This window comes from Streptomyces sp. NPDC002513, from assembly GCF_053595355.1.
On the sequence record NZ_JBSFXK010000005.1, the window covers coordinates 61,654 to 87,188 of the forward strand.

General features: G+C 71.8%; 26 protein-coding genes. 14 read left to right on the top strand and 12 right to left on the bottom strand.

Going from position 1 to position 25,535, the window contains the following annotated elements; all coding sequences use genetic code 11:
- Positions 1 to 151 precede the first annotated feature (151 nt).
- A complete protein-coding gene (locus ACWD5Q_RS05500) occupies positions 152 to 1,600 on the top strand; it encodes an APC family permease (RefSeq protein WP_451425702.1) in 1,449 nt (482 codons plus the stop codon).
- Positions 1,601 to 1,712: 112 nt separating this feature from the next.
- Here ACWD5Q_RS05500 and ACWD5Q_RS05505 read toward each other — a convergent pair whose 3' ends face one another.
- Both ACWD5Q_RS05505 and ACWD5Q_RS05510 read right to left on the bottom strand, forming a co-directional pair.
- Entirely contained in the window at positions 1,713 to 2,153 is a 441-nt protein-coding gene (locus tag ACWD5Q_RS05505) for an SPW repeat protein (protein ID WP_451425703.1), read from the bottom strand.
- A gap of 112 nt (positions 2,154 to 2,265) precedes the next feature.
- Positions 2,266 to 3,219, bottom strand: a complete 954-nt coding sequence (locus ACWD5Q_RS05510; protein WP_451425704.1) for a YihY/virulence factor BrkB family protein — start codon at positions 3,217 to 3,219, stop codon at positions 2,266 to 2,268.
- A gap of 571 nt (positions 3,220 to 3,790) precedes the next feature.
- Between ACWD5Q_RS05510 and ACWD5Q_RS05515 the strand changes: the two genes are divergently transcribed.
- The 4 genes from ACWD5Q_RS05515 (at position 3,791) to ACWD5Q_RS05530 (ending at position 7,571) form a co-directional block, all read left to right on the top strand.
- A complete protein-coding gene (locus tag ACWD5Q_RS05515; RefSeq protein WP_451425818.1) occupies positions 3,791 to 3,874 on the top strand; it encodes a putative leader peptide in 84 nt (27 codons plus the stop codon).
- A 499-nt stretch (positions 3,875 to 4,373) separates the two neighbouring features.
- Positions 4,374 to 4,928: an NADPH-dependent FMN reductase gene (ssuE, locus tag ACWD5Q_RS05520; protein ID WP_451425819.1), complete on the top strand. Its 555-nt coding sequence runs from the start codon at positions 4,374 to 4,376 to the stop codon at positions 4,926 to 4,928.
- A 283-nt stretch (positions 4,929 to 5,211) separates the two neighbouring features.
- Entirely contained in the window at positions 5,212 to 6,576 is a 1,365-nt protein-coding gene (locus ACWD5Q_RS05525; RefSeq protein ID WP_451425705.1) for an RICIN domain-containing protein, read from the top strand.
- An 89-nt stretch (positions 6,577 to 6,665) separates the two neighbouring features.
- A complete protein-coding gene (locus ACWD5Q_RS05530; protein ID WP_451425706.1) occupies positions 6,666 to 7,571 on the top strand; it encodes an oxidoreductase in 906 nt (301 codons plus the stop codon).
- Between the two features lie 90 nt (positions 7,572 to 7,661).
- On the opposite strand, the gene ACWD5Q_RS05535 is transcribed toward ACWD5Q_RS05530, so the two are convergent.
- Positions 7,662 to 8,342, bottom strand: coding sequence for a phosphatase PAP2 family protein (locus tag ACWD5Q_RS05535; protein WP_451425707.1), 681 nt, complete (start codon positions 8,340 to 8,342; stop codon positions 7,662 to 7,664).
- A gap of 177 nt (positions 8,343 to 8,519) precedes the next feature.
- Between ACWD5Q_RS05535 and ACWD5Q_RS05540 the strand changes: the two genes are divergently transcribed.
- From ACWD5Q_RS05540 to ACWD5Q_RS05555, 4 genes are all read left to right on the top strand, one after another.
- Entirely contained in the window at positions 8,520 to 8,891 is a 372-nt protein-coding gene (locus ACWD5Q_RS05540; RefSeq protein ID WP_451425708.1) for a BlaI/MecI/CopY family transcriptional regulator, read from the top strand.
- A complete protein-coding gene (locus ACWD5Q_RS05545) occupies positions 8,888 to 9,814 on the top strand; it encodes a M48 family metalloprotease (RefSeq protein WP_451425709.1) in 927 nt (308 codons plus the stop codon). The genes ACWD5Q_RS05540 and ACWD5Q_RS05545 overlap by 4 nt, the downstream gene beginning before the upstream one ends.
- A 239-nt stretch (positions 9,815 to 10,053) precedes the next feature.
- Complete coding sequence (locus ACWD5Q_RS05550) at positions 10,054 to 10,446, top strand: VOC family protein (RefSeq protein WP_451425710.1); 393 nt, start codon at positions 10,054 to 10,056, stop codon at positions 10,444 to 10,446.
- Between the two features lie 41 nt (positions 10,447 to 10,487).
- Complete coding sequence (locus ACWD5Q_RS05555; protein WP_451425711.1) at positions 10,488 to 11,558, top strand: adenosine deaminase; 1,071 nt, start codon at positions 10,488 to 10,490, stop codon at positions 11,556 to 11,558.
- On the opposite strand, the gene ACWD5Q_RS05560 is transcribed toward ACWD5Q_RS05555, so the two are convergent.
- Together ACWD5Q_RS05560 and ACWD5Q_RS05565 are read right to left on the bottom strand one after the other, a co-directional pair.
- A complete protein-coding gene (locus ACWD5Q_RS05560) occupies positions 11,540 to 12,055 on the bottom strand; it encodes a mycothiol transferase (RefSeq protein WP_451425712.1) in 516 nt (171 codons plus the stop codon). The two genes, ACWD5Q_RS05555 and ACWD5Q_RS05560, sit on opposite strands and share 19 nt — an antisense overlap.
- A gap of 58 nt (positions 12,056 to 12,113) precedes the next feature.
- Positions 12,114 to 13,013 (bottom strand): LysR family transcriptional regulator, encoded by a 900-nt coding sequence (locus ACWD5Q_RS05565; RefSeq protein ID WP_451425713.1) that lies wholly within the window; start codon positions 13,011 to 13,013, stop codon positions 12,114 to 12,116.
- Between the two features lie 110 nt (positions 13,014 to 13,123).
- Here ACWD5Q_RS05565 and mgrA point away from each other — a divergent pair, with 110 nt between their 5' ends.
- On the top strand, positions 13,124 to 14,113 hold the full coding sequence (mgrA, locus tag ACWD5Q_RS05570) for an L-glyceraldehyde 3-phosphate reductase (protein WP_451425714.1): 990 nt from the start codon (positions 13,124 to 13,126) through the stop codon (positions 14,111 to 14,113).
- 278 nt (positions 14,114 to 14,391) lie between these two features.
- On the opposite strand, the gene ACWD5Q_RS05575 is transcribed toward mgrA, so the two are convergent.
- Entirely contained in the window at positions 14,392 to 14,652 is a 261-nt protein-coding gene (locus ACWD5Q_RS05575; protein WP_451425715.1) for a hypothetical protein, read from the bottom strand.
- Between the two features lie 307 nt (positions 14,653 to 14,959).
- Here ACWD5Q_RS05575 and ACWD5Q_RS05580 point away from each other — a divergent pair, with 307 nt between their 5' ends.
- Positions 14,960 to 17,512, top strand: coding sequence for an ATP-dependent Clp protease ATP-binding subunit (locus ACWD5Q_RS05580; protein WP_451425716.1), 2,553 nt, complete (start codon positions 14,960 to 14,962; stop codon positions 17,510 to 17,512).
- Here ACWD5Q_RS05580 and ACWD5Q_RS05585 read toward each other — a convergent pair.
- A complete protein-coding gene (locus ACWD5Q_RS05585; protein ID WP_451425717.1) occupies positions 17,509 to 17,895 on the bottom strand; it encodes a nuclear transport factor 2 family protein in 387 nt (128 codons plus the stop codon). The two genes, ACWD5Q_RS05580 and ACWD5Q_RS05585, sit on opposite strands and share 4 nt — an antisense overlap.
- Positions 17,896 to 18,297: 402 nt before the next feature.
- Between ACWD5Q_RS05585 and ACWD5Q_RS05590 the strand changes: the two genes are divergently transcribed.
- Positions 18,298 to 18,708, top strand: coding sequence for a hypothetical protein (locus ACWD5Q_RS05590; protein ID WP_451425718.1), 411 nt, complete (start codon positions 18,298 to 18,300; stop codon positions 18,706 to 18,708).
- 83 nt (positions 18,709 to 18,791) lie between these two features.
- Here the strand turns inward: ACWD5Q_RS05590 and ACWD5Q_RS05595 are convergent, their stop codons facing one another.
- Positions 18,792 to 20,168: a streptophobe family protein gene (locus tag ACWD5Q_RS05595; protein ID WP_451425719.1), complete on the bottom strand. Its 1,377-nt coding sequence runs from the start codon at positions 20,166 to 20,168 to the stop codon at positions 18,792 to 18,794.
- 582 nt (positions 20,169 to 20,750) lie between these two features.
- On the opposite strand from ACWD5Q_RS05595, the gene ACWD5Q_RS05600 reads away from it, so the two are divergent.
- On the top strand, positions 20,751 to 21,203 hold the full coding sequence (locus tag ACWD5Q_RS05600; RefSeq protein WP_451425720.1) for an ATP-binding protein: 453 nt from the start codon (positions 20,751 to 20,753) through the stop codon (positions 21,201 to 21,203).
- Between the two features lie 97 nt (positions 21,204 to 21,300).
- On the opposite strand, the gene ACWD5Q_RS05605 is transcribed toward ACWD5Q_RS05600, so the two are convergent.
- Complete coding sequence (locus ACWD5Q_RS05605; protein ID WP_451425721.1) at positions 21,301 to 22,188, bottom strand: RNA polymerase sigma factor SigF; 888 nt, start codon at positions 22,186 to 22,188, stop codon at positions 21,301 to 21,303.
- Positions 22,189 to 22,461: 273 nt separating this feature from the next.
- Between ACWD5Q_RS05605 and ACWD5Q_RS05610 the strand changes: the two genes are divergently transcribed.
- Positions 22,462 to 22,935: a helix-turn-helix domain-containing protein gene (locus tag ACWD5Q_RS05610; RefSeq protein ID WP_451425722.1), complete on the top strand. Its 474-nt coding sequence runs from the start codon at positions 22,462 to 22,464 to the stop codon at positions 22,933 to 22,935.
- A 36-nt stretch (positions 22,936 to 22,971) separates the two neighbouring features.
- Here the strand turns inward: ACWD5Q_RS05610 and ACWD5Q_RS05615 are convergent, their stop codons facing one another.
- The 3 genes from ACWD5Q_RS05615 to ACWD5Q_RS05625 form a co-directional block, all read right to left on the bottom strand.
- A complete protein-coding gene (locus tag ACWD5Q_RS05615; RefSeq protein WP_451425723.1) occupies positions 22,972 to 23,574 on the bottom strand; it encodes a ClpP family protease in 603 nt (200 codons plus the stop codon).
- A 1-nt stretch (position 23,575) separates the two neighbouring features.
- Positions 23,576 to 24,217, bottom strand: a complete 642-nt coding sequence (locus tag ACWD5Q_RS05620) for an ATP-dependent Clp protease proteolytic subunit (protein ID WP_451425724.1) — start codon at positions 24,215 to 24,217, stop codon at positions 23,576 to 23,578.
- A 111-nt stretch (positions 24,218 to 24,328) separates the two neighbouring features.
- The gene (locus ACWD5Q_RS05625) at positions 24,329 to 25,531 is read right to left on the bottom strand and encodes an epoxide hydrolase family protein (RefSeq protein WP_451425725.1); all 1,203 of its coding nucleotides are present in this window, start codon (positions 25,529 to 25,531) and stop codon (positions 24,329 to 24,331) included.
- Positions 25,532 to 25,535 lie beyond the last annotated feature (4 nt).

The following is a 25,535-nucleotide window of genomic DNA, read 5'->3' on the forward strand; positions in this document are numbered from 1 at the left end:
CTTAACTATATCGGCTGATCAGCCTCGCCGGGCGAGTCAAGGGGAGCCCAGCGCCGGCCGGATGTCAGACGCCCTTGATCCGCGGGCCGCCCCGCGGCGTCGGCCCGCAGTTCGTACATCCCTCTCCCCGCGTCCCGCTTCAGGAGGTCCCGTGTCCGGTAGTCCGCCACCAGACGGTGGTTTCGTCCGCCGTGTCGGCCTGTTCCAGGCGACCGCGATCAATATGAGCCAGATGTGCGGCATCGGGCCGTTCGTCACCATCCCGCTGATGGTCGCCGCCTTCGGCGGCCCACAGGCGATCATCGGCTTTGTGGCGGGCGCCGTGCTGGCGCTCGCCGACGGGCTGGTCTGGGCCGAGCTGGGCGCGGCGATGCCCGGTTCGGGCGGCAGCTACGTCTATCTGCGCCAGGCCTTCCAGTACCGCACGGGCCGGCTGATGCCGTTCCTGTTCGTGTGGACCGCGATGCTGTTCATCCCGCTGATCATGTCCACCGGTGTGGTGGGCTTCGTGCAGTACCTGGACTATCTGGCCCCGCACCTGAGCCGGACCGGCGGTGACCTGATCGGTCTCGGCGTCATCGCGCTCGTGATCCTGCTGCTGTGGCGGGGCATCGAGAACATCGCCCGCATCACGGCGGTGATGTGGGCCGTGATGATCACCTCCGTCCTCCTGGTGATCATCGCCGCGGCCTCGAACTTCAGCGCCCACCTGGCCTTCACCTACCCGGCGCACGCCTTCGAGCTGACGAGCGGTCACTTCTGGGTCGGCTTCGCGGCGGGCCTGACCATCGGCATCTACGACTACCTGGGGTACAACACCACCGCCTACATGGGCGCGGAGATCAAGGATCCGGGCCGTGTGCTGCCCCGCTCGATCATCTACTCCATCGTCGGCATCATGGCCATCTACCTGCTGCTGCAGATCGGCACGCTCGGCGTCGTCGACTGGCACCGCATGACCGACCCGAACGACATCGCCTCCACGTCGGTGGCGTCGGCGGTGCTGGAGAAGACCTGGGGCGAGGGCGCGGCGGACACGGTCACGGTGCTCATCCTGATCACGGCGTTCGCGTCCGTGTTCACGGGCCTGCTGGGCGGATCCCGGGTGCCGTACGACGCGGCCCGCGACCGGGTCTTCTTCCGCCCCTACGCCAAGCTGCACCCAAGGCACCGCTTCCCCATGCTGGGCCTGGCCACCATGGGCGTGATCACGGCGGTCGGCTTCCTGATCGGCCGTCACACCGACCTGGCCACGCTGATCCAGTTGCTGACCACGGTGATGGTGTTCGTCCAGGCGCTGGCCCAGATCGTCGCCCTGACGGTGCTGCGCAAGCGGCAGCCGGGGCTGCGCCGCCCGTACCGGATGTGGCTGTACCCCGTACCGAGCCTCGTCGCCCTCGTCGGCTGGCTGGTCATCTACGGCTACGCGGACAAGAACTCGCCGGGCCGCCACCCCATCGAATGGTCCCTGGCCTGGCTGGCACTCGGTTGTGTGGCGTTCGTGGTGTGGGCCCGGCTGGAGAAGGTCTGGCCGTTCGGGCCGAAGGAGATCGTGGAGGAGTACCTCGCGGCCCCGGATACGGAACACGCGAACGCTTAAGGCTCCGCGCGGCGGGATCCACGGGCCGGTTCGCTGTCGCGGACCGGCCCGCGGGTGTGTGCTGGGCGGATGTGCTCCCGTGTGTGTGGTGCTCGGTGCCGGGCTGGTACGGCTACGGGCGTGGAGTGCTCTTCGTCGCCATGCCCGCGCACAGCATGCCCAGTACCACGGCGAGGACGCCGATGACGATGCTGTTGACCACGACTCCGGTGTCCGGGGCCGTGCCGACGATCCATGGCGAGATGATCATCCATGTGCCCAGCGCGCACATGGCCCAGCTCATGCCGTACATGCGCTCCGGCAAGACGGTGAAGCCGAGAGCCAGCAGACCGATCGCGATCCCCATGATGAGGTTGTGCGTCACGAGCGGGGGCTGGCTCGTCGTGTAGTGGAGTATCCACGGGGACGCGGCGCAGTACAGACCGAGCAGGAACACCGGTCCGTCCATGAGCGCCACATCGCGGCCGCCCAGCACACGGGCGTAGCGGGCCCGCATCTCGTGGACGTCGGGGTGGGTCGTGATGTCCCCTCGGGTGTGCGAGACGTCAGCCATCACTTGCCTCCTTCGACTTCGCAGGCACGACCGCGTCTGATGCGGTATGCGGTGAAAGGCTGCGTACGCACAGTGTGCTCTTATTTTTTCTTTATGTGTAGATACGGGTGTATCAACTCTCCCGCTCGGCACGCGTGAGTTCGGCCGTGAACTGGGCTCCCGCGAGCAGTGACAGATGGGACATCCACAGCCACACGAGGAAGACGACCACGCCCGCCAGGGACCCGTAGAGCCTGCTGTAGGCGCCGAGCCCGTCGGCGTACGCCGTGAAGCACACGGAGGCGGCCAGCCACAGCCCCGCCGCGAGCACCCCGCCCGGCACCGCGTGACGCAAAATGCGGGCCTGGGGCGGGCCCGTCCGGAAGAGGACCAGCACCAGCAGCGCCACCAGGGCCACCAGGGCGGGCCAGCGCAGCAGGGCCCACACGGTCGCACCCGCATCGCCGAGCCCCGCCCACCGCCCCAGCGCCCGCACCAGCGGACCGCTCAGGACGAGCAGCAGCGCGCTGCCGAACAGCAGGGTCAGCAGCGTCACGGCCGTGAGCAGGATCCGGTGCGCCTTGCGCAGGGCGGGGCGGTTGTCCGCGACACCGTGCTGGTCGTGCAGCGCCCGCCGGAACACCGCCAGATAACTGGAGGCCGACCACAGCGCGCTCGCCCCGCCGCCGACGGCCACCGTCACCGCGGCGGACCGCTCCCCGGCCAGGCGGCGCAGCGTACTGTGCAGAGCCGTCCCGGCCTCGGCCGGCGCCCAGGCCGTGACCCGCATGATCAGTGCGTCCGTGAGATGCGGGCTGACCGCTCCGATCAAGGAGAACGTCATGAGGAACGTGGGCAGCAGGGCGAGGATGGCGTAGTACGTCAAGGCCGCGGCCCAGTCCGACACATCGTCCCGCCACATCGCCACCGGCGTGCGCCGCAAGGCCGTCCACAGCACCGGCCACGACCGGCCGGCCGGGGTGAGCGCGCGCGGGGGAACGGACGGCGCGTCCGGACTGGCCGGCGCGCCGACCCGCCGCAGCCATGGCCATCTCCTGGGGGATACCGAGGCCTGCCCTTCCACCACTGCCCTTCCCGTCCGAGCCGCGACGCGCGCGACCGTGCGTACCACCGCCGGGCCCGGCCGTGCGGCGGAGTCGTGTCTCACCCATTCCCTCACCCGCGAAGGAAAGGCCATGCTGTCACCCGGTCGTAGGAAGCCCGGCTCAGGGGGTCGGCGACTTTCTGCACGTGGGGCCCGCGGTCCGTCGGCTGCCATGGGGCGGCGGCCCACGCGTTCGTCGTGGTGGTCCCGGCGCGCGACGACGACTGACGCACGGTCACCGGGAGCGGGGCGGTCTCTCTCCCGGCGGCGCACCGCGGGGGAGCGTTCCGTTCACCTCCCGTGCCCGTGCCCGCGCCTGAATGCCTCGTACGAATCCTGCGCCGTCTGGGGACGGACGGGGTCGGCCCAGGCGAGTGCGAGGGCCTCGGGGTACCCGATGCCGTCCGAATCAGCGCACCGCCCCGTCCTGCGTGGCGGTGCGAGGCCGTTCTGGGTCTTCCTGTCACGCCGCGGCGAAATCCGCTGGTCCGCGATACGAGACCGCCCGGGATTCCCTTGACTGGCCGAGCCGGCGGCTGCCACGATCGACGGCATGAAGACGCGACTGGACCTCACGCGGCGGCGCCATGTCGACCTCGCGCGTGTCTCCAGCGCCTCCTGTCGCACCGCGGTCTGATCACCCTTCGGTCCAGTTCTCCCGGCGCACGTCCGCGCGTTGGCCCGGTACGTGACCCACGACGCCTCTGACGCCCGTACGGACGCGTGCTCGCTTTCCGCTCCCCGAATCCAGAGCGTCGCCTTCGCGCCGTGGCCGTACCGCAGTTGAGTCCCCGTGCGCTTTCCGCATTCGGCGTTCCGTGATTCCGCAACAGGAGTTCCGCATGTCCCGAGCGTCCGTGAAGTTCGCCTACGGGGTTCCGAACGTCAGCGGCGGGCTGGTCACCGGGGACGGAGAGCAGCGCACCGACCGGAGGTGCGTGCCGCCCCTCGTCGGGGAGCTGGAGGACCGGCTGCCCGTCAGCGACCGTGACCGCGGCGGCGACGGCGATTCCGGCACCGTCACCGGCACTGGAGCGCATCCGTCGCGGCGCACGCCTGACCGGTCCCTGACCCGCCCGCTCCCTCCCTTTTCCCTCCCTTTCCCTCCCTCTTCTTCCTTCCCGAAAGAGGACCGCATGGCCACCGTTCTGTCCGTCTCCGGCAGTCCGTCCGTCTCCTCGCGCACCAACCGCCTGCTGCGTCACCTCGACCAGCGGCTGATCGCACAGGGACACCGGGTGGTGCCGCTCGACGTCCGGACGATCCCCGCCGAGGCCCTGCTCGGCGCGGACTTCCGGCACCCGGCCATCGTCGAGGCGAGGGAACTGTTCGCCCGGGCGGACGGGGTCGTCGTCGGCACCCCCATCTACAAGGCCGCGTACTCCGGCGTCCTCAAGGCGCTGCTCGACCTGCTTCCCCAGTACGCCCTCACCGGCAAGACCGTGTTGCCGCTCGCCACCGGCGGCAGTACCGCGCATGTGCTGGCCATCGACTACGCCCTCCGTCCCGTCCTCAACTCCATGGGCGCGGCGCACATAGTGCAGGGCTGGTTCACCCTCGACAAGGACATCACCGTGCACGAGGACGGCTCCCTCACCGTCGCGCCGGGTGCGAGGGAGGCGCTGACCCAGGTGGTCGACCAGTTCTCGGCCGCCCTCGGACGCACCCCGCTGCTGGCCGCGACGGGCTGAGCGGCGTGCCGGCCCGTCCTACGGTTGACTGGTCTCAACCCTTGACTGGTGCATATCAACGCGGTTGAGTGTGCCTCCGCAACCCCCCACCGCGGCCGCCCCCGCGCCGTGACCGGCCAGACCGGCGCGTGCGCGCAAGGACCGCCCCGCTGCGCCCCTGCCCGGGGGCGGCCGTGTCCGGGTTCTCAGAGCTTCACCCGGCGGCAACCTTTCCTGTCGGCGTCCGACCGCCGGGTCTGCTGTCATGCACCTGACTTTGCGTCGTCGAACGAAGGGCTCTGCCATGCGAACCCCCCACGCCCTGCTCGCCGCGGCCACCGCGCTGGCCGCCGCGGTCGTGGCACCCCCGTCCCACGCGGCCGCCGCGATCCCCGCCGCCGGTGCCTACTACGTGCAGAGCGCCACCACCGGGCTGAACGCGGCCGACAACGGGGGAGGCGTCGAACAGCACAACCCCAAGGGCAACGAGGACCACCAGCAGTGGAACCTCAGAGCCGCCGGCTCCTCGTACGTCCTCGAAAGCACCGACACCACGGGCAGTTGCCTCGGCCGCTCCGGCGACCGGGCCCGCACGGTCGCCTGTACGAGCGCCGACGCGGCCTGGGAGATCACTCCGGCCGGCGGCGACCAGTACACGCTCAAGGCGCCGGGAACCGAGCGCTATCTGACGGTCGCCGCCAAGCCGTCCGGTGCCAACTACCCCGCCGCACTGGCCATCGGCTCCTCGGGCGGCCTCGCCTCCTGGTACCTCACGCCGGTCACGTCCCCCACCGGTCCCATGCCGTCGCCGGACCAGCGCACGCTCGACCAGGTCACCTTCCTCACCGCGCACAACGCGTACGCCAACGGCGTCGACGGCGGTTTCGCCCCGCCCTTCGTGAACCTGGTGCCCAACCAGACCCGCGGCATCGACCAGCAACTCGCCGACGGCGTGCGCGGGTTCATGCTGGACATCCACCAGACACCCGACGGGGCCATTCTCTGCCACGACAGCTGCACCCTGGTCAGCAAGCCGGTCGCCCTGTGGGTGGACCTCCAGCGCATCGTGGACTTCCTCAAGGCGCACCCCGACCAGTTCGTCACCGTCTTCCTGGAGGACTACGTCGACCCGGGCGTCCTGCGCGGCGAACTGGCCCGGGTGAACGGCCTGTCGGATGTGCTCTACCGGCCGGACCAGACCGGTGTGCGGCAGAACGGCTGGCCGAAGATGGCCGATCTGACCGCGGCGGGCCACCGGCTGCTGCTCTTCACCGACCACAGCCGCTCCTCCGACGAGGCCGCCGGACTCACCCGCGACAGCTTCGGCGTGATGTACCAGAAGGACTGGACGGTGGAGAACTACTGGTCCATGGGCTCGGGCATCGGATCCTCCGACTGGTCCTGCTACAGCCGCTGGTACGACGCCAACACCGCCATCCCCCTCACCCGCACCGAACCCGGCTTCCGCCCGCTGTTCGTCATGAACCACTTCCGTGACGCGACGATCGCCGGCACGGCCCAGACCGACAACACCAAGCTCGCCGACCGTGCCCAGCGGTTCTGCCGGCCCGCCGCCCGCAAGAAGCCCAACTACCTCGCGGTCGACCGCTACGACCTCGGGAACCCGGCGTCCGCCGTGAACACCCTGAACACCTACACGTACCCGTAGAGCACTCCTGCGCACATCCGTACAGCGCTTCGCGAAACGCTCCGTAAAAGCGCGTGCGCCGGGCCGGACGGTGTGCGCATGATCCGCGGATGACCTCACAGACGATCACCGCGGACGCCGCGGGTACCTGGAAACTGGGCGACCTGCCCGTCAACCGCATCGGTTTCGGTGCGATGCGGCTGACGGGCAGCGCAGCCTTCCACCTCGGGACGGCGAGCGACCGCGAGCGGTCGATCGCCGTGCTGCGCAAGGCGGTCGAACTCGGTGTCAACCACATCGACACGGCCGCCTTCTACTTCTCGTCGCTGCGCTCCGCGAACGAGCTGATCAACAGTGCGCTGGCGCCCTACGCCGACGACCTCGTCCTCGTCACCAAGGTGGGCCCCCACCGCGACTACTCGGGGGAGTGGGCCACCCCGGCGCGGCCGGACCAACTGCGCGGGCATGTGGAGGAGAACCTGCGCCAGCTCGGCCGCGACCATCTGGACGTGGTCAACCTTCGCCGGATGCGGAGCTGGGACTCGATCGCCGAACACTTCGGCGCGCTGGCCGAACTGCGCGACGCGGGGATGATCCGGTACCTCGGCATCTCGGGCGTCGAGCCCCGCCACCTCGCGGAGGCACAGCAGATCGCGCCGGTGGTGTGCGTACAGAACCAGTACGGGCTCCACGCACCGGACCCGGACGCGGATGAACTTCTGCGGCTCTGCGGTGCGCAGGGCATCGCGTTCGTGCCGTTCTACGCGGTCGCCGGGAACGGCGGCGCGCACGGACCGGCCCACGACGAGGACGACGAGGTCCGCGCCGTCGCGCGGGCGCACGGTGCCACGCCCGCCCAGGTCCGGCTGGCCTGGACGCTCCGCCAGGGCCCCCATGTCCTGGCCATCCCGGGCACCGGTGACCCGAACCACCTCGAGGAGAACGTGGCGGCAGGCGCACTGCGGCTGACGGACGACGACCTCACCCGCCTCGACGCGCTGCGCCGACGGGGGTGAGTGGGTGTGGCTCCCGGTGCCGGGAGCCACACCCACTCCGGAGCGCCACCGGACGGGGCGGACCCGTGGCCACCGCCGGGGACATCCGGATCAGGACGTCGAGGACGACGCCGGATCCGTTGTGCCGGCGAGGGGGTGCGGGGTGAGCCGGGCGGCGGCGTAGGCGGACAGGCTCAGCCAGCACACCGCGAACAGCCAGCCGCCCAGGACGTCGGAGAACCAGTGGACACCCAGGTACACCCGGGTGAGGCCGACGAGTACGCCCCACGTGAGGACGGTCGCCAGGAGTGCCGCTCTGGCCCGTGGGGCGCGGGCCAGAATCGCGAAGGCCAGCAGCCCCGCCGTGATCGCGGCCGTCGTCGTGTGCCCCGAGGGGAACGACCAGCCCGACGCCTGGGTGGCCCAGTCCCGCGTGGCCGGGCGAGGGCGCGCCACCAGTGCCATCACCCCGTACCGCACCGCCTGGCCCGCGGCCAGGCACAGGATCGCGGCGGCCAGGGCCACCAGCCGCCGGCGCCGGGTGCGTCCCGCCAGCAGGCCGGCCAGGGCGGCGAGCAGATACGGGACGACTCCCGTGCCCGTGAACGTCACGGCCCGCGCCACCGCGACCGCCGCATCCGGGCGGTGGCCCACCGACCACGCCAGCAGATCCGCGTCGCCGAACAGCGGGGAGCCATCCCGCCCGGTCACGGCCAGCGCCAGCAGCACGAACGCCGCGAGGGAGCCCACCGCCACCGAACCGGCGAGGTCCGCGGTGTCCGCCCGCTTCACGGCGCTGCCCGCAGGACATCGAGCGCGCGCGGCGGGGCGGTGCGCGATGCTGTACGCATGCTCATGGCCCCCTTTCATAATGGGTGTGCGGGACGGCCCCGGCACCGGACCCGCGAAGACTACAATTCTGTAGACGGTCTACAGAAATGTAGACGACTGCGGGGTGAGGAAGGTTCCATGTCCGAAGCGAGGGACGAGCGTCGCCCGGCGGGCGAACTGGAAGCCAGTGTCATGGCCGCCCTGTGGGCCGCGGACGCTCCCCGGACCCCCGGGGAGGTACAGGTGAGCCTGGGTACCGGTCTCGCCCGTACGACGGTGACGACGATCCTGTCCCGGCTGCATGAGAAGGGCGTCGTCGACCGCAGGCGCCAGGGCCGCGGCTACGCCTACTTCCCCGTCCAGGACGCCCACGGCCTGACCGCCCGGCGGATGCACACCGAACTGGACCGGGACAGCGACCGGCACACCGTGCTGGCCCGCTTCGTCGCCCAGCTCGGCGAGGACGACGAACGCATCCTGCGGGATCTGCTGGAATCCGGTGAGCCGTGACCTTCCTGCTGCTCCTCCCACTCGTGCTGCCGTTCGTGACGGGCCCGCTCGCCCGGCGTGCCCTCCAGCGGCTCGCGCCCGCGACCGCGCTGCGGCTGGTGACCGGCTCCGCGGTCGTCCTCGCGTGCTGCTCCCTGACCGCGCTGGGCGCCTTCGTCCTCACCGGCCTGCTCAAGCTGCCGCTGTTCGCCGTGTTCGGGGAACTGGTCCGCCCACTGCCCACCCCGTCGAACCTGCTCGTCGTGCCGGCGGCCGCGTTCTCCGTGGGCGCGCTCGCCGTGAGTCTGTGGACCGTGTGCCGCACCCTGGCGCGGCAGGCCCGGGCCTTCCGTGCCGCCACCACCGAGGCGGACCGCCGTTCCACCGCCGGCGACCTGTGCGTCATCGACTCCCCGCGCCCGGACGCGTACGCCCTGCCCGGACGTCCGCACCGCGTCGTCGTCACCACCGGGATGCTGCGCAGTCTCAGCGCGGACGAGCGGGAGGTGCTCTTCGCCCACGAGCGGGCCCACAACGCGGCCGGACACCACTACTTCCTCGCCGCCGCCGAACTCGCCGCGCTCTGTCATCCGGGGCTGCGGCCCATGGGCGCGGTCATCCGGCTCGCCGCCGAACGCGCGGCCGACGAGGCCGCCGCCGCGGTGGTCGGGAACCGGCGGCTGACCGCCCAGGCGATCGGCCGGGCCGCGCTCGCCGCCCGGGCCGCCCCCGGCGAGCGGCCGTCCTTCGCCCCCGCGGCGACCGCCGGGCCCGTGCCGCAGCGTGTCGCCGCGCTGCTGGCGGCCCCGCGGGCACCGCACCGGACCGCCCGCTGGATCGCCGCCCTCCTCATCGCCTGCGCCACCGTCTCCGCCTGCGCCTCGGCGGCCGGGATCGTCGGCTTCCATCACGAGGTCGAGGTCGCCCAGGGCGAAGAGCGCTGACCCGCCGGGGCGGGGAGCCTCCCGCCCCGGCGGGACGCGCCCGCCCTCTCCCGTGGCCCCCGGCCGCCGAGCGTTCCGGTCCCGCCGGGAGCGGGGCACCGGCATCGCGCCCCGCCGTCCCCCTTCGGTCCGAGGGCGCGGGTGCGACCGGTGATCGGCCCGTTGCCCGCGCCAAGCCACTTGACGGGATGCCGTACGCTACGTGTTACGTATAACGTCGCACCCCTCCGGAAGGCCCGATGAGACGCGTTGCCCTGGTCACCCTTGTCGTCGACGACTACGACGAGGCGATCCGTTTCTACACCGAGGCCCTGGGGTTCCACCTCGCGGCCGACGAGCCGCGGCCCGACGGCTCCCGGTGGGTCGTCGTCGAGCCCGGCGCCGCGGACCACGGCACCGGCCTGCTCCTCGCCCGGGCCAAGGACGACGCGCAGCGCGGCCGGGTCGGCGACCAGACCGGCGGGCGCGTGGGCTTCTTCCTGCACACGGACGACTTCGCCCGCGACCACGCCCGGATGACCGCCGCCGGCGTGACCTTCCTGGAGGAGCCGCGGCACGAACCGTATGGCGCGGTCGCCGTCTTCCAGGATCTGTACGGCAACCGCTGGGACCTGCTCCAGCCCGCCGAGTGACCCCCTGATTCCGCGAACAACCTGCCGAGGAACCACCGCACATGACCGCCCCGCGCATCGACGCCGCCACCCTTCGCCGCCTCCCCAAGGCCGTGCTGCACGACCACCTCGACGGCGGTCTGCGCCCGGCCACGCTCGTGGAACTCGCGGAGACGGTCGGCCACACCCTGCCCACCACCGACCCGGCGGCCCTCGCCGACTGGTACGTCGAGGCCGCCAACTCCGGTGACCTGGTGCGCTACATAGCCACCTTCGAGCACACCCTCGCCGTGATGCAGACCCGCGAGGGCCTGCTGCGCACCGCCGAGGAGTATGTGCTCGACCTCGCCGAGGACGGCGTCGTCTACGGCGAGGTGCGCTACGCCCCCGAGCTGATGCTCAAGGGCGGCCTCACCCTGTCCGAGGTCGTCGAGACCGTGCAGGAAGGGCTCGCCGTGGGCATGGCGAAAGCCGCGGCCGCGGGCACCCCGGTACGGGTCGGCACCCTGCTGTGCGGCATGCGCATGTTCGACCGCACCCGGGAGATCGCCGAGCTCGCGGTGGCCTTCCGTGACGCCGGAGTCGTCGGGTTCGACATCGCCGGTGCCGAGGACGGTTTCCCGCCCGCCGATCACCTGGCCGCGTTCGAGTATCTGCGCGGCGAGAGTGTCCCGTTCACCATCCACGCCGGTGAGGCGTACGGTCTGCCCAGCATCCACCAGGCCCTCCAGGTGTGCGGCGCCCAGCGCATCGGCCACGGCGTGCGCATCACCGAGGACATCGTCGACGGCAAGCTCGGCCGCCTCGCGAGCTGGGTGCGGGACCGCCGTGTCGCGCTGGAGATGTGCCCGACGTCCAATCTGCAGACCGGCGCCGCCACCTCGATCGCCGAGCACCCGATCACCGCTCTGAAGGACCTGGGCTTCCGGGTCACCCTCAACACCGACAACCGTCTGGTCTCGGGTACGTCGATGACCCGCGAGATGTCCCTGCTGGTCGAGGAGGCGGGCTGGGGCGTCGAGGACCTGCGCGCGGTCACGGTGAACGCCCTCAAGAGCGCGTTCATCCCGTTCGACGAGCGCAATGCCCTCATCCGGGATGTGGTCCTGCCCGGCTACGAGGCCGCGCTCTGAAGCAGCCCTGCCACGTAGGCGGCCTGTCCGACGTGCTGCAGATCGTCGGACAGGACGCTGACCAGCCGTACGCCCAGGCTGACCGGCGGATCCCAGCGCTCGTCCACGATGCGCTCCAGGTCCGTGGCGGCCAGTTGCCGCAGGGCCGTGCGGGTCTGCTCGTGCACGGCGTCGTAGTACCCGGTCAGCAGGTCGCTCGAGTCGACCCGGACCTTGGCGACCTTCGCCGGGCTGTGGCCGTATCCGGTGTCGCGGCGCGGCAGATCGAGCCCGAAGCGCTTCTCCCAGCCCTGTGACAGCCATACCTGGTCGAGGCCGAAGGCGTCGGCCACGTGGTCGTCCTGGACTCGGGTGAGGTGCCAGATCAGCCAGGCGATGGAGTTGGTCTCCGCCGTGGGCCGGGTGTTGAGGTCGTCCGGGCCCAGACCGTCGACGGCCGCATGGACCTCTTCCCGGATGCGGCCGTACGCGTCGATGAGGATGTCCTTCGCATGCATGGGTCCACTTTCGCGCATCCAGCCCGCGGGCGTGCGGCGAACCCGCACAGGGCGCCGGTCAGGCGGCCGGAGACGGTTCCGACGCGTCCGCCGCGAGCAGGCTCATCAGCGCCCGGGCCGCCGGGCTGCTGGCGTCGTGCGCGGGCAGCATCGCGACCGTCTCGTACAGGGCGGTGCCCCGGACAGGGAGCGAGACCAGGGTGGACGCCTCGCGCTTGTGCCCGAAGTGGCGCGGGACGACGGCGACGCCGAGCCCCTCGTGGACCAGCTCCAGCAGACTGTGCACGTCGTTGACCTCCAGCGTCACGGTCCGCTGGACCCCCGCCTCCGCGAACACCGCGTCCGTGGTGCGACGCGGTCCCCAGTCGGGATGGAAGTCGACGAACGCCTCGCCCCCCAGGTCCTTGGGGGTCACCGGGCCGCCCTCCGCCAGCGGATGCGAGGGATGGCACAGCACGGTCATCGGCTCACTGGTCAGCGGGACGGACCGCAGCTGATCGGTGTCCGCCTGGGTGCGCACCGCGAACGCCAGGTCCAGCCGGCCCGCCGCGACCTCCTCGGCCAGGGCGCCCGACCCCGCCTGCCGCAGCCGGATCTCCACATCGGGGTGGCGTCGCCGGAACGCGGCGAGCAGCCGGGCGACGTCCACTCCGGCGATGCACTGCTCGGTGCCCAGCGAGAGCGTGCCGCGCAGCACGCCCTGCACGGCCGCCACCGCCTCGCGGGCCGCGCGCACCTGCGTCAGGATCCGCTCCGCCTCGGCCAACAGGGCACGGCCCGCCTCCGTGAGGGTGACGCTGCGGGTGGTGCGCACGAACAGCGGGGCCTGCAACTCGCGCTCCAGGGCGCGGACCGAGGCCGACAGCCCCGACTGGGACACCATCAGCCGTTCCGCTGCCCGCGTGAAGTGCCGGTCCTCGGCGACCGCGACGAAGTGCTGGAGATGGCGCAATTCCATGATTGAGAAGCGTAGACGCTGAATGCCATCCGATTCCTCTGTTGGACCGCTGCCGGGTGGCCGGGCGAGAGTGGTCCGCGTCGTCAGTTAACGCCCCTCTGGAGTGCACGTTGTACACGGCAGATCCCTCCCGCTACGAGGCCATGCCCTACCGCCGCACCGGACGCAGCGGCCTGAAGCTGCCCGCGCTGTCCCTCGGCCTGTGGCACAACTTCGGCCCCGGCCGCCCGGTGGAGACCCAGCGGCAGATCCTGCGCCGGGCCTTCGACCTCGGCATCACGCACTTCGACCTGGCCAACAACTACGGACCCCCGCCCGGTGCCGCCGAGTCCGCTCTCGGCGACGCCCTGCGGGCGGACTTCGGCCCGTACCGCGACGAGCTGGTCATCTCCACCAAGGCCGGCTACCTCATGTGGCCGGGGCCGTACGGCGAATGGGGCTCGCGCAAGTACCTGCTGTCCTCGCTCGACCAGAGCCTCGAGCGGATGGGCCTGGACCACGTCGACATCTTCTACTCGCACCGCTTCGACCCCGAGACCCCGCTCGAGGAGACGATGGGCGCCCTGCACACGGCGGTGCGGCAGGGCAAGGCGCTCTACGTCGGCGTCTCCAACTACTCGCCGGAGCAGACCCGCGAGGCCGCCCGCATCCTGCGCGAACTGGGCACCCCGCTGCTGATCCACCAGCCGCGCTACTCGATGCTCGACCGCCGCCCCGAGGACGGGCTCCTGGACACCCTCGACGAACTCCAGGCCGGCTCCATCGCCTACTCGCCGCTGGAGCAGGGTCTGCTGACCGCCCGCTATCTCGACGGGATCCCGGAGGACTCCCGGGCCGCGAGCGACAGCCCGTTCCTCAAGGCCGACGAGGTCACCGAGGACCTGGTGCGGCGGCTGCGCGCGCTCGACGACATCGCCACGTCCCGCGGCCAGTCGCTGGCCCAGATGGCCCTGGCCTGGGTGCTGCGCGGCGGCCGGGTGACCTCGGCCCTGGTCGGTGCGAGCAGCCCGCGGCAACTGGAGGACAGCGTCGCGGCGATCCGCAACCTGGACTTCGACGCGGAGGAGCTGGCGCGGATCGACGAGGTGATCAAGCGATAAGGCGCTCGCTGACGTCCCAGAGCCGGGCGGCCGCCTGCGGGGCGACCGCGTAGGGGAGCACGCCGGGGAGCTCCCCTCGGCACGCCAGGCGGCCTCGTCCGCCTCGGTCACCAGCGGGCTGATGTCGCAGTTCTCGCAGGCGACCCCGCCCAGGCCGTCGAGCTGCGGGCCCGTCGGGCACCAGACGCTGGTGGCCGCCCCCTGCGCGAGGGGCTTGAGCTGCCGGGCGGGGTCCCGTACGGGGCGGCCCTCGTCGTTCGTGGCTCCGGCCGCCCGGATCACGTCGTCGGCGAGGTGCTCGGCGAGCCCGGTGTCGATGATGGCGCCGGGGTGCACGGCGAAGGTCCGCACCCCTCCGCCCGGCCGCGCCGGTCCGGCTCGACCGCGAACAGGGCGTTCGTGGTCCGCGACTGACCGTAGGCGGCGAAGGGCTCATGGGGCCGGTGCTCGAAGTGCAGGTCCTCGAAGGCGACGGGGGAGAGGCAGATGCCCCGGGAGGACACCGCGACCACCCGCGCCCCGTCGGCCGCGACCAGCACGGGTCCGTCGGCTACACCTCGCAGAGCGCCTCCAGCAACGCCTTCAGACGCACCGTGGGGGTGGCGCCCGAACGCTACCTGACCCGCGCGCCTGCGCGGTCAGCCGTTCCGGCAGCCGCACGGTCACCGTGTCGCCGGTCTCCTTCCCGAGGGCCGAATACCCCCGCACTCCCTCTCCAACCACCGCGGTGTGCCGGGCAGTCCTTCGGTTGTGGCGCGGCGTGACCTGGCCAAGACTGGGCGAGTAAGGGCAAATTCGACTACGGCGTGCGATACGACTGTGTCGCCGCCGGACGGGTGGTCAACCGTGACGATCTCACCCTTCGGGTCAGGCGACCCCTTCTCCGATCTTTTCAACCGCTTCTTCGGCACGAGCCCGTCGACCTCTCCGCCTGCCGTGCAACGCGTCCCCATCGGACGCCTCCTCAGCGAGTCCGCGCACGAGCTGCTGGCCGCCGCCGGCGGCCGGGCGGCGCAGGACAGGTCCGATCTCGACGCCGTCCATCTGCTGTGGGCCGCCACCCAGGTGCCGTCCGCACGTCAGGTCCTTCAGCAGGCGGGCGTGGATCCGGACCGGCTCGCCGCCGATCTCCAGGCGTCACTGCCCTCAGGGACCGGCAACGGGGAGCCCGCCCTCACTCCGGCGGCCAAGCGCGCCCTGCTCGCGGCCCACGCCCGGTCCCAGGCGACCGACGCCTCCTACATCGGCCCGGAGCACATCCTCGGCGCGCTCCTGGACGACCCGCGCTCCCCGCTCGCGCAGACCCTCAGGGCCGAGGGCGCCTCGCCGGGCGCGCTGAGCGGCGCCACCCGGGAAAGGCGCGCCGCGGGCGGCCACCCCGACACCCCGACGCTGGACGAGTACGGGCGTGACCTCACCGACGAGGCGCGCAGCGGCCGCCTCGACCCCGTGGTCGGCCGGGCCGTCGAGATCGAGCAGACGATCGAGGTCCTCTCCCGGCGCACCAAGAACAACCCCGTCCTCATCGGCGATCCGGGCGTCGGCAAGACGGCGATCGTCGAGGGGCTGGCCCAGCGCATCGTCGCCGGAGAGGTGCCGAAGGTGCTGAAGGACCGCCGGGTGGTGGCCCTCGACATGGCCGGTCTCGTCGCCGGCACCCAGTACCGGGGCCAGTTCGAGGAGCGGCTGAAGAAGGTCATCGACGAGGTCACCGGCGCCAAGAAGGGGATCATCCTCTTCATCGACGAACTGCACCAGGTCGTCGGCGCGGGCGCCACCGGCGAGGGCTCCATGGACGCGGGCAACATCCTCAAGCCGGCACTGGCGCGCGGCGATCTGAGCGTCGTCGGGGCCACGACCCTCGACGAGTACCGCAAGCGCATCGAGAAGGACGCGGCGCTCGAACGTCGCTTCCAGCCGGTGATGGTGCCCGAACCCACGGTCGAGGAGACGATCGAGATCCTGCGCGGGCTGCGCGACTCCTACGAGGCCCACCACCAAGTCCGCTACATGGACGAGGCGTTGGACGCCGCAGCCTCCCTCTCCGACCGCTACATCAGCGACCGGTTCCTGCCCGACAAGGCCATCGACCTCATGGACCAGGCCGGAGCCAGGGTCCAGCTGCGCTCCATGGGCGGCCCCACCGAGACCACCGAGCTGGAGGAGCGCCTCGGCCGGCTGCGGCGGGAGAAGGACGAGGCGGTCAGCACCGAGGACTTCGAACGCGCGAGTGAAGTCAAGCGCCGGATCGCCGAGTTGGAACAGCAGCTCTCGGAGGCCGGCGACGGCGGCGTGGCGACGACACCCCTCGTCACCGTCGACGACATCGCCGAGGTGCTCTCCGCACGCACCGGCATACCGGTCTCCCAGCTGACCGAGACGGAGCGCGAGCGGCTCATGAAGCTGGAGGAGCTGCTGCACGAGCGGGTCATCGGCCAGGACCAGGCGGTCACCGCCGTGGCCCAGGCCGTGCGGCGCGGCCGGGCCGGTATGGGCGACCCCGACCGGCCCACCGGCAGCTTCCTCTTCCTCGGTCCCACCGGCGTCGGCAAGACGGAGCTGGCCAAGGCGCTCGCGGAACTGCTCTTCGGCGACCCCGACCGGATGGTCCGCTTCGACATGAGCGAGTTCCAGGAGAAGCACACCGTCTCCCGGCTCGTCGGCTCCCCGCCCGGCTATGTCGGCTACGAGGAGGCCGGTCAGCTCACCGAGGCGGTGCGCCGCAAACCGTACAGCGTCGTGCTGTTCGACGAGGTGGAGAAGGCCCACCCGGACATCTTCAACCTGCTGCTGCAGGTCCTCGACGACGGACGGCTGACCGACGCCCAGGGGCGCACGGTCGACTTCCGCAACACCGTCGTCATCATGACCAGCAACATCGCCTCCAAGCACATCCTCGACCACCAGGGCGACGTCGAGGAGATCAGGGACGATCTGATGGCGGAGCTCAAGGCGCACTTCCGCCCGGAGTTCCTCAACCGGATCGACGAAGTGATCATTTTCCACGCGCTGGGCCGCGAGGACCTGGTGCAGATCGTCGACCTGCTTCTCGAAGGCACGCGGCGCCGGCTGCACGCGCAGGGCGTTCGACTGGAAGTCCGCGACGCGGCCAAGGAGTGGCTGGCTCACCGTGGCTACCAGCCGGAGTTCGGGGCCCGGCCCCTGCGCCGCACCCTCCAGACGGAACTCGACAACCGGCTGTCGAACATGCTGCTCGACGGCACGCTCAACCCGGGCGACACGGTCGTCGCCGATGTCGCGGAGGACGAACTGGTCCTGAGTCTCAAGGCGAAGGCCGGGGAGGCGAAGGCCACGCCGGCCGAGCCCGGCGGGGAGCCGCCGGCCGGCTCGGAGGGCGCCGGTGAGCAGCCTCCGAGCCGGCCCGGTCCGCTCTCCTAGGCCGCGCCCGCCGGGACGCGGTCGAGGAACCCGTGGACCGTGCGGATGCGTCCGTCGTCGGCCAGGGCGATCACGTCGAAGCCGGCGACGGGCGCCGAGCCGTCCGCGTCGCTCACCAGTTCCCAGGCGAAGCGGGCGATGTCGTGGTGCCCGTCGACCGTGCCGAGGAGCCGGAAGGAGAACCCCGGGAACTGCGCGTGCGCTCCAGCGATCGCGGCCGCGATCTGCTCGTGCCCGCTGACATCGGTCAGCGGATCGGCGTAGGTGCCGTCCGGGCCCCAGGCGGCGGCGACCGCCTTGGCCCGCGCCTGGGGGTCCCGGGCGTTCCACGCCTCGAGGTAGCGGGCGACGGCGGACTCGTGTCGGTGGGTGTCTGCGGACATGGCGGATCAGCCTCCATCGAGGTCGTCAGTGCTGGTCGGACGCCGGCCCCGGGGCGCCATGCCCCGTCGTGAAGCCGACACCACCACCATGCCGGGGTGCCCGGCCGGGGTCGATTACCTCTCGGGTAAGGGCGCCCTGGGCGCGGTTCGGCGACGCGGGTGCCTCTCCCCGGTGGGCCGAGGCGCATCCTTTCGGCCAACGGCAGCCGCGCATATGCCAGGAGACTGGCTGAAATGGCATGGTGACAGAGTGTCAGGAGTGGCGATACTCGAGTGACAGGGTGATGCGGTCCCCATCCCGGAGCGGAGGATGTGCCGCGGCCGCGTCATCCCCGTGCACAGCGCGCGCATGCAAGGCACCACGGGCCAGCCCGGCACCGAGCACCGCACTGGGGGACGATCGTGCACGACGAATTCCTGTGCCATGTCACGGCATACGGTATCTGCGGCGGCCGTCGGGTCGGTGTGCCCCTGGGAACCTATCGTGCGCCCACGCTCGCCCTCGCGCTGTGGTGGATGCGCGACCGGGCCTCCTGGATCGCCGAGCGGCTCGACCCGGATCCGGACAACCCCAGCTTCCCGCCGAACTCCATCGCACCCGTCGCCGACACGGTCCCCGACGTGCCGAGCGTCCTGCGCGCCTGGTGCGGCGACACCCGTCAGCAGGAGCGGGTCGCCGACGAGCTGGCCGCCGGACGGCTGGTCCGCGTCGCCATCAGCGACGACACCACCGAGTACGAACTGCTCGCCGAGTCCGTGGACGCCCTGCGGATGCAACGTCTCGTCCCCGCGCTCTCCACCCCGGCGGCCTGACGGCCCGGCACGGCCCGCCTCCGGTACGGCCCGGCGCCGATGGGTCGCCCCCCGGGGTGGACGGCCAAAGTCGCTCCCCGGTCTCAGTCGTCCCGAGGGCCGGCGGAGCCGCTGTCCGGCGGCGCACCCGCGCTCCGTCGCGGCACCGGCCCGGCTGCCTCCCCCCGCCGGCCGGCCCGCCGGCGCAGACGCCCGGCCGCCGGACCGGCGACGAAACCGGCGACGAAACCGGCGGCGAGACCCCACAGCGCGGCCAGGCCCAGGGCCGTCCACCACTGCGGTGTCAGGAACAGCACACCGGACAGGCCGCCGCCCAGATCGCCGACGCCGAGGAGCGACAGCCCGTAGTGGGCCCGGACCCGGCACACCAGGCAGATCATCAGCACCGCCGACACCAGCGCGACGGCCATGCGCACCGCGTGCCGCCACGGCGGTGTCCCCGCCGGTGAGCGCGCCGCCATCAGGCACGCGGCGGCGAGGATCAGCACGGCGTCCACGACCACGAGCCACCACACCCGGCCGTCGTGCTGGGCGAGCGTGCGCAGATTGAGCGTCGAGACGTCCGGCGTGCGCAACACCTCGTCGAGCAGGTGCGGCACGGGCAGCCCGAACGGTCCGTCCACCCGCCCGTGCCAGGTGGCGCCCAGTCCGATGGTGAGCACCGGCCACACCAGATTGGGCAGACCCAGCAGAAGCACCGCGAGCGTCTGCGCGGGGTGCCCGCGCGTCGCCGCCACCACCAGCGCGATGACGACGCCCAGGGCGACGTACGCGAGGAGCAGGGCCACCACGGCGTACGCGGCGGGACGTACCGACTCCTGACGGCGCAGCAACCGGGCCGGGAGCGGGACCCCGCGCGAGACCAGCAGGGCGATGGCCAACACCCCCGCCAGCCACAGGAGTCCGAACACCGCGGTCTGCGGCACGTCCGTCGTGTAACCGATCCGGGGAGAGACGCCGAACAACTGCCCGATGTCACCGATCGTCCCGCCGCCGAGCGGGACCGGGAAGGTCTGGCGGGCCGCCAGCGCCAGGCCGATCAGTGCCGGCAGCCACAGCGCCGCGATCCGGGCCGCCCAGCCCGCGAGTTCGGGCGCCCCGGCGACGGCCCGGTGCCGCAGCGGACGCAGAAAGCCCGCGGCGATCACCAGCGCCCCCGCGAGCGTCACCGACAGCGGCATCACCGTGAGCCCCGCCCGGGTGCCGGCGAGCGGGCCCGCGTCACCCGCCAGCCGCACGCTGCCGCCGACCGCGACGACGACCACGGCCACGACCGCCCGGGGGAAGCCGTTGTCGGGGATGCCGGTACCGCCCGCCGCCCACAACCCGAGGGCGGCGAGCCCACCCATGACGACGAGTCCGGCCAGCACCGTCCAGGCGGCCTGGAACCAGCCGTGGGGGGCGACCGGCGGGCCGTCGGTGCGGACGGCGGGCCGGTCGGACGAGGTCGGAGCGCTCACGCTGCCACGGTAGGCAGCGCCGGCCCGCTCCGCCTGCCGACCGGGGTCGGCCTCGCTAGTGCTGTGGCCGGAAAGGTTCGCCGGAAGCTCGCGGCGTCCGGTGCTGGGGGTGCCCCCACGCCTTTCAGGCAGTGGGGGAGCATCGCAAGGCGGAGCATCGCCCGCGTACTGGATGTACTCGGGTGATGCGACAACGCGGCGAGGTGCCGTGCCTGGGGGCACCTCCCAGCCGCCAGGCTGGGGGAGCGTCGCGAGCCGGTGAACCTTTCCGGTCGCAGCACTAAGGTCCGCCCGTACCGCGAGCGCGTGGTCCCCGAGCCGGGGGCTGACGGCGTTCCGTCGGTTGTCGGCGTACCGTCGCCACGACCGGTACGGTGTCGCGCCCGGCAGGGAGGCCGACCTCGCCGTGACGGGTCCCTGGTGAGGGTCCCGCCGTCACGGACCGCCCGCAGTCCGTCACCGTGCCTCGGACCCGTTCGCCGGGGGGACTGGAGAACGGATCGCTGGGTACCAGCACTGGTGCGGTGTTCCTCCGACAGGGACGCCGCGCCGTACGCATCAGGCTTTCCGAGAGAGAACCGCATGATGGAGCACCTGGACGGAGCGGTGATACCTCCTGACTTCGACATGCCCGTTGAGCCGCTGCGGCGGGCGGCGCACTACACCGGGGAGCCGCGGTCCATCGCCGAGGCCAGGGCCTTCGGAGAGCTGTTCGTCGACCAGCTCAGGTCCGAGTGGTGCGCCCCGGTCGACCGGCGCGCCGCCGGGGACGTGCTCCTGGTGGTCAGCGAGCTGGTCACCAACGCGCAGCGGCACAGTCGCGGCCCGTACATCCTGGAGCTGGAGGGCACCGACACCGCCGTCACGGTGGCCGTCTACGACAGCAGTGCGGCACTGCCCTACCGCTGGCCCAAGGACCCGGGGCGCGTCGGCGGGCACGGCCTGGAGATCGTCCATGCGCTGGCGGCCCAGGTCACGGCCGAGCGGGTGCCGGTGGGCAAGCGCGTACGGGCGGTCGTGCGGCTGACGCGCTGAGGCGCCGCGCACGCACCTGAACGAGCCTTCCGGGCGCAAAGGGCATTCCGGTTCTGATGGGGTGTCGGGACCGTCTCGGACGCCGAGCGGCCGCCGCTCAGACGGCGTCGACCCGGTTCACATCGTCCACCATGCCGCTGCGCAACTGCTCGATGATGCCCTTGATGAGGCGTGAGACATGCATCTGCGAGCAGCCGAGCCGCGCGCCGATGTCGGCCTGGGTCGCCTCCTCCACGAAGCGCAGATGGATGATCGTGCGGTCCCGTTCGCTGAGCTTCGCCACCAGGGGAGCGAGCGTGTGGAAGTCCTCGACGAGGCGCAGACCCTCGTCCTCCTCGCCGATGAAGTCGGCGAGCACCGTCTCCCCGTCCTGGTCGTTCCCGGTCAGCGTGGCGTCCAGGGACGACGAGGTGTAGCCGTTGGCCGCGATCCGTGCCTCCATGACCTCGTCCTCGGACAGGTTCATCAGCGCGGCCAGCTCGGTGACGGCCGGCTCCCGGTCCAGGCGGGTGGACAGCTCCTCGCGCGCCTTCGCCAGCTCCACCCGCAACTCCTGGAGACGGCGCGGCACATGGACGGCCCATGTGGTGTCGCGGAAGAACCGCTTGATCTCACCGACGATGTAGGGCACCGCGAAGGTGGTGAACTCCACCTCCCGCGCGATCTCGAACCGGTCGATGGCCTTGATGAGGCCGACCATGCCGACCTGGACGATGTCCTCCATGTCGTCGCCGCGGCCCCGGAACCGTCCGGCCGCGAACCGCACCAGTGACATGTTCATCTCGATGAGGGTGTTGCGCGTGTACTGGTACGCGTGTGTGCCCTCGTCCAGCGTGGTCAGGCGCTGGAAGAACTGCCGGGACAGCTCCCGCGCGTCACGGGGAGCCACGGCCTGCGGATTCGTGACGGTCGGCAAGGGCCCCTCACCAGTCCGCGTACGGACGCTGTCGTCGGTGACCGTCGACCAGCTCATGGCGGTGTCCATTACCTCTGCCTCTCCCGCGAAACTCACTCTTGCGCCCCTGCGACGTCGGCCTCTTGGGCGTTGTCCATGCGTGTGTGGGCGCGCCTACCCCGGAGTTGGCATCTCATGTGAGTGTTGTCGCCCTGATGACGTGACATCGGTCGCGCGGCGGCGCCCGTGGGAGACGCGACGGTCTTCCGCCCTTCGGCGGCCGGGGGTTCACCCAGAGCGGAACACCGCCCCCTTCCCGCCGCGCCCGGTGAACCTTTCCGGTCGCAGCACTAGGCTGAGCGGGTGAGCCCTCAGCCGCCGAACGATGCCCGCGTCATCCCGCTCCGCCCGCAGGACGCGCCGCCCCGCACGGGCACAGCGCCCGGCACGCGGTCTCGCACGGGCACAGCGCCCGGCACTCCTCGGCAGCCGGGGCCGGCGCCGCGGACGGCCGCGCCCAAGGAGCCCCTGTGGCGCGACCTCGTCGGGGAGATCCTGCGGCGCGAGCGACTCGCCCAGGAACGTACGCTCAAGGACGTCGCGGAGGCGGCCCGCATCTCGATGCCCTATCTGTCCGAGCTGGAGCGCGGCCGCAAGGAGGCGTCCTCCGAGGTCCTCGCGGCCGCGGCCCGGGCCCTCGGGCTCGGCCTGACCGATCTGCTCTCCCTCGCCCAGGACGAGTTGGCGCGGGGGGCCCGGAGCCGGCCGGGCCGGGGCCGTACGTCGCCGACGGCACGGTTCGGCGGTCGGTACGACGGGTTGTGCCTCGTCGCCTGACCGTCTCGCGGACGTCCGGCTCCCGGCCCGCCCGGGTCACCCGAACGCGCCCCGCCGGCTGAGCACTTCGTCGGCGAGCCCGTAGGCGACGGCCTCCTCCGCGGTGAAGACCTTGTCCCGGTCCATGTCGGCGCGCAGGGTCGCCACCTCGTGGTGCGTGTGCCGGGCGAGGACCTCCTCCACCTGGGAGCGGATGCGCACCATTTCCTTGGCCTTGAGGCTCAGGTCCGCGACCGTTCCCCGCTCTCCGCCGGTCGCGGGCTGGCCGAGCAGCACCCGGGCGTGCCGGAGCACGAACCGCCGGCCGGGGTCGCCGCCGGCCAGCAGCACCGCCGCCGTCGAGGCCGCCTGCCCGACGCAGAAGGTCGAGACGGGGGCCCGCACGAACGTCATCGTGTCGTAGATCGCCATCAGTGAGGTGAACGATCCGCCCGGTGAGTTGATGTAGACGGAGATCTCGTGCTCCGGGTTCGCGGACTCCAGATGGAGGAGCTGCGCGATGACGACGTTGGCGACGCCGTCGTCGATCTCGGTGCCGAGGAAGACGATCCGCTCCGCGAGCAGCCGGCTGAAGACGTCGTAGGACCGCTCGCCCTGCGCGGTCCGCTCCACGACGTAGGGAACCGTGTACGACCCCATGTCACAGCCCCATCCGTCGGCGGGTGGCGGAGGCCGGGCGGACGTCGGCGAGCGACTCCACGACCCGGTCCACCATCCCGTACTGCCGGGCCTGCTCGGCCGTGAACCAGCGGTCGCGGTCGCCGTCCCGCGCGATGGTCTGCTCGCTCTGCCCGGTGTGCTCGGCGGTGATCCGCTCGATGGCCTTCTTGGTGAACTCCAGGTTCTCCGCCTGGATCTCGATGTCCGCCGTGGTGCCGCCGATGCCCGCCGACGGCTGGTGCATCATGATCCGCGCGTTCGGCAGGGCATACCGCTTGCCGCGCGTCCCCACGGTGAGCAGGAACTGGCCCATGCTGGCCGCGAAGCCCATCGCCAGCGTCGACACGTCGTTGGGGATGAGCCGCATGGTGTCGTGGATGGCGAGCCCGGCGGTGACGGACCCGCCGGGGCTGTTGATGTACAGGCCGATGTCGGTGCGCGGGTCCTCCGCCGACAGCAGGAGCAACTGCGCGCACACCCGGTTGGCGGACACCTCGTCGACCTGTGTGCCCAGGAAGACGATGCGCTGGGCGAGCAGTTGTGCGGCGAGGTGGTCGTCGAACCGGCTGGGCGGGGTGTCGCCCTCCTCCGCCCGGGGGGAGAGCGTGGAAAGTGGAGTCATCGGGTCTCCTTGTCGTGGCACGGATGCCGTCGACTCCACTGTCGGCCCCCGGCGACGGACGGATACCGTTTCTCTGCCCGCGGCAGATTCGCCGCGGGCAGAGAAACGGGCTCAGCCCTGCTCGCGCAACTGCCGGAAGAAGGCCCGGACGTCGTCCACCAGCAGGTCCGGCTCCTCCATCGCCGCGAAGTGGCCGCCCCGGTCGAACTCCGTCCAGCGCACGATGTTCTCGGTCCGCTCCGCCCGGTGCCGCAGCGGGACCTGGTTCTCGGCCGGGAACACGGCGAGCCCGGTGGGCGCCTCCGACGGCTCGGCGGGGGCGGCCGCCCGGCCCGAGGCGTGGGCCCGCTCGTAGTAGATCCGGGCGGACGAACCGGCGGTCCCGGTCAGCCAGTACAGCATCACGTTGGTGAGCAGCAGGTCCCGGTCGACGGCCTCCTCCGGCAGTTCCTCGGAGTCCGTCCACTCGCGGAACTTCTCCACGATCCAGGCCAGTTGGCCGACCGGAGAGTCCGTGAGCGCGTAGGCGAGGGTCTCCGGGCGGGTCGACTGCAGGGCCGCGTACCCCGCGCCCTCGCGCTGCCACGCGTCCCAGCGTCGCCAGGAGGTGAGGGTGCGCTCCCGCTCCCCGGCGTCGAGCGCGGCGAGTTCCTCGTCGGTCGGCTCGGTGAGCTGCTGCGCTCCCGGCAGCAGATTGAGGTGGACGCCGATCACCCGGTCGGGGTGGGCGCGGCCCAGCTCACGGGAGATCACCGAGCCCCAGTCGCCGCCCTGCGCGCCGAACCGCTCGTATCCGAGCCGTCGCATCAGCTCGGCCCAGGCGTCGGCGACCCGGCCCGCCTCCCAGCCCTGGTCCCGGGCGGGCCCGGAGAGTCCGAATCCGGGAATGCTCGGTACCACGACGTGGAACGCGTCGGCCGGGTCGCCGCCGTGCGCGGCCGGGTCGGTCAGCGGTCCCACCACGTCGAGGAACTCGACGATGGATCCCGGCCATCCGTGGGTGATGACCAGCGGGGTGGCATCCGGCTCGGGGGAGCGGATGTGGGCGAAGTGAACGTTCGCCCGGTCGATCGTGGTGGTGAACTGCGGCCACTTGTTCAACCGCGCCTCGGCGGCACGCCAGTCGTAGTCGTGGCGCCAGTACCGTACGAGTTCGCGCAGATAGTCGCGGGGAACCCCGTACGCCCAGCCCACGTCCGGCAGTGCGTCGGGCCAGCGGGTGCGGTCGAGGCGGTCGTGCAGGTCGTCGAGGTCGCTCTGCGGGAAGTCGATGCGGAACGGCTTCAGGGACGCTGCGTTCTGGGAGACGGTCACAGCG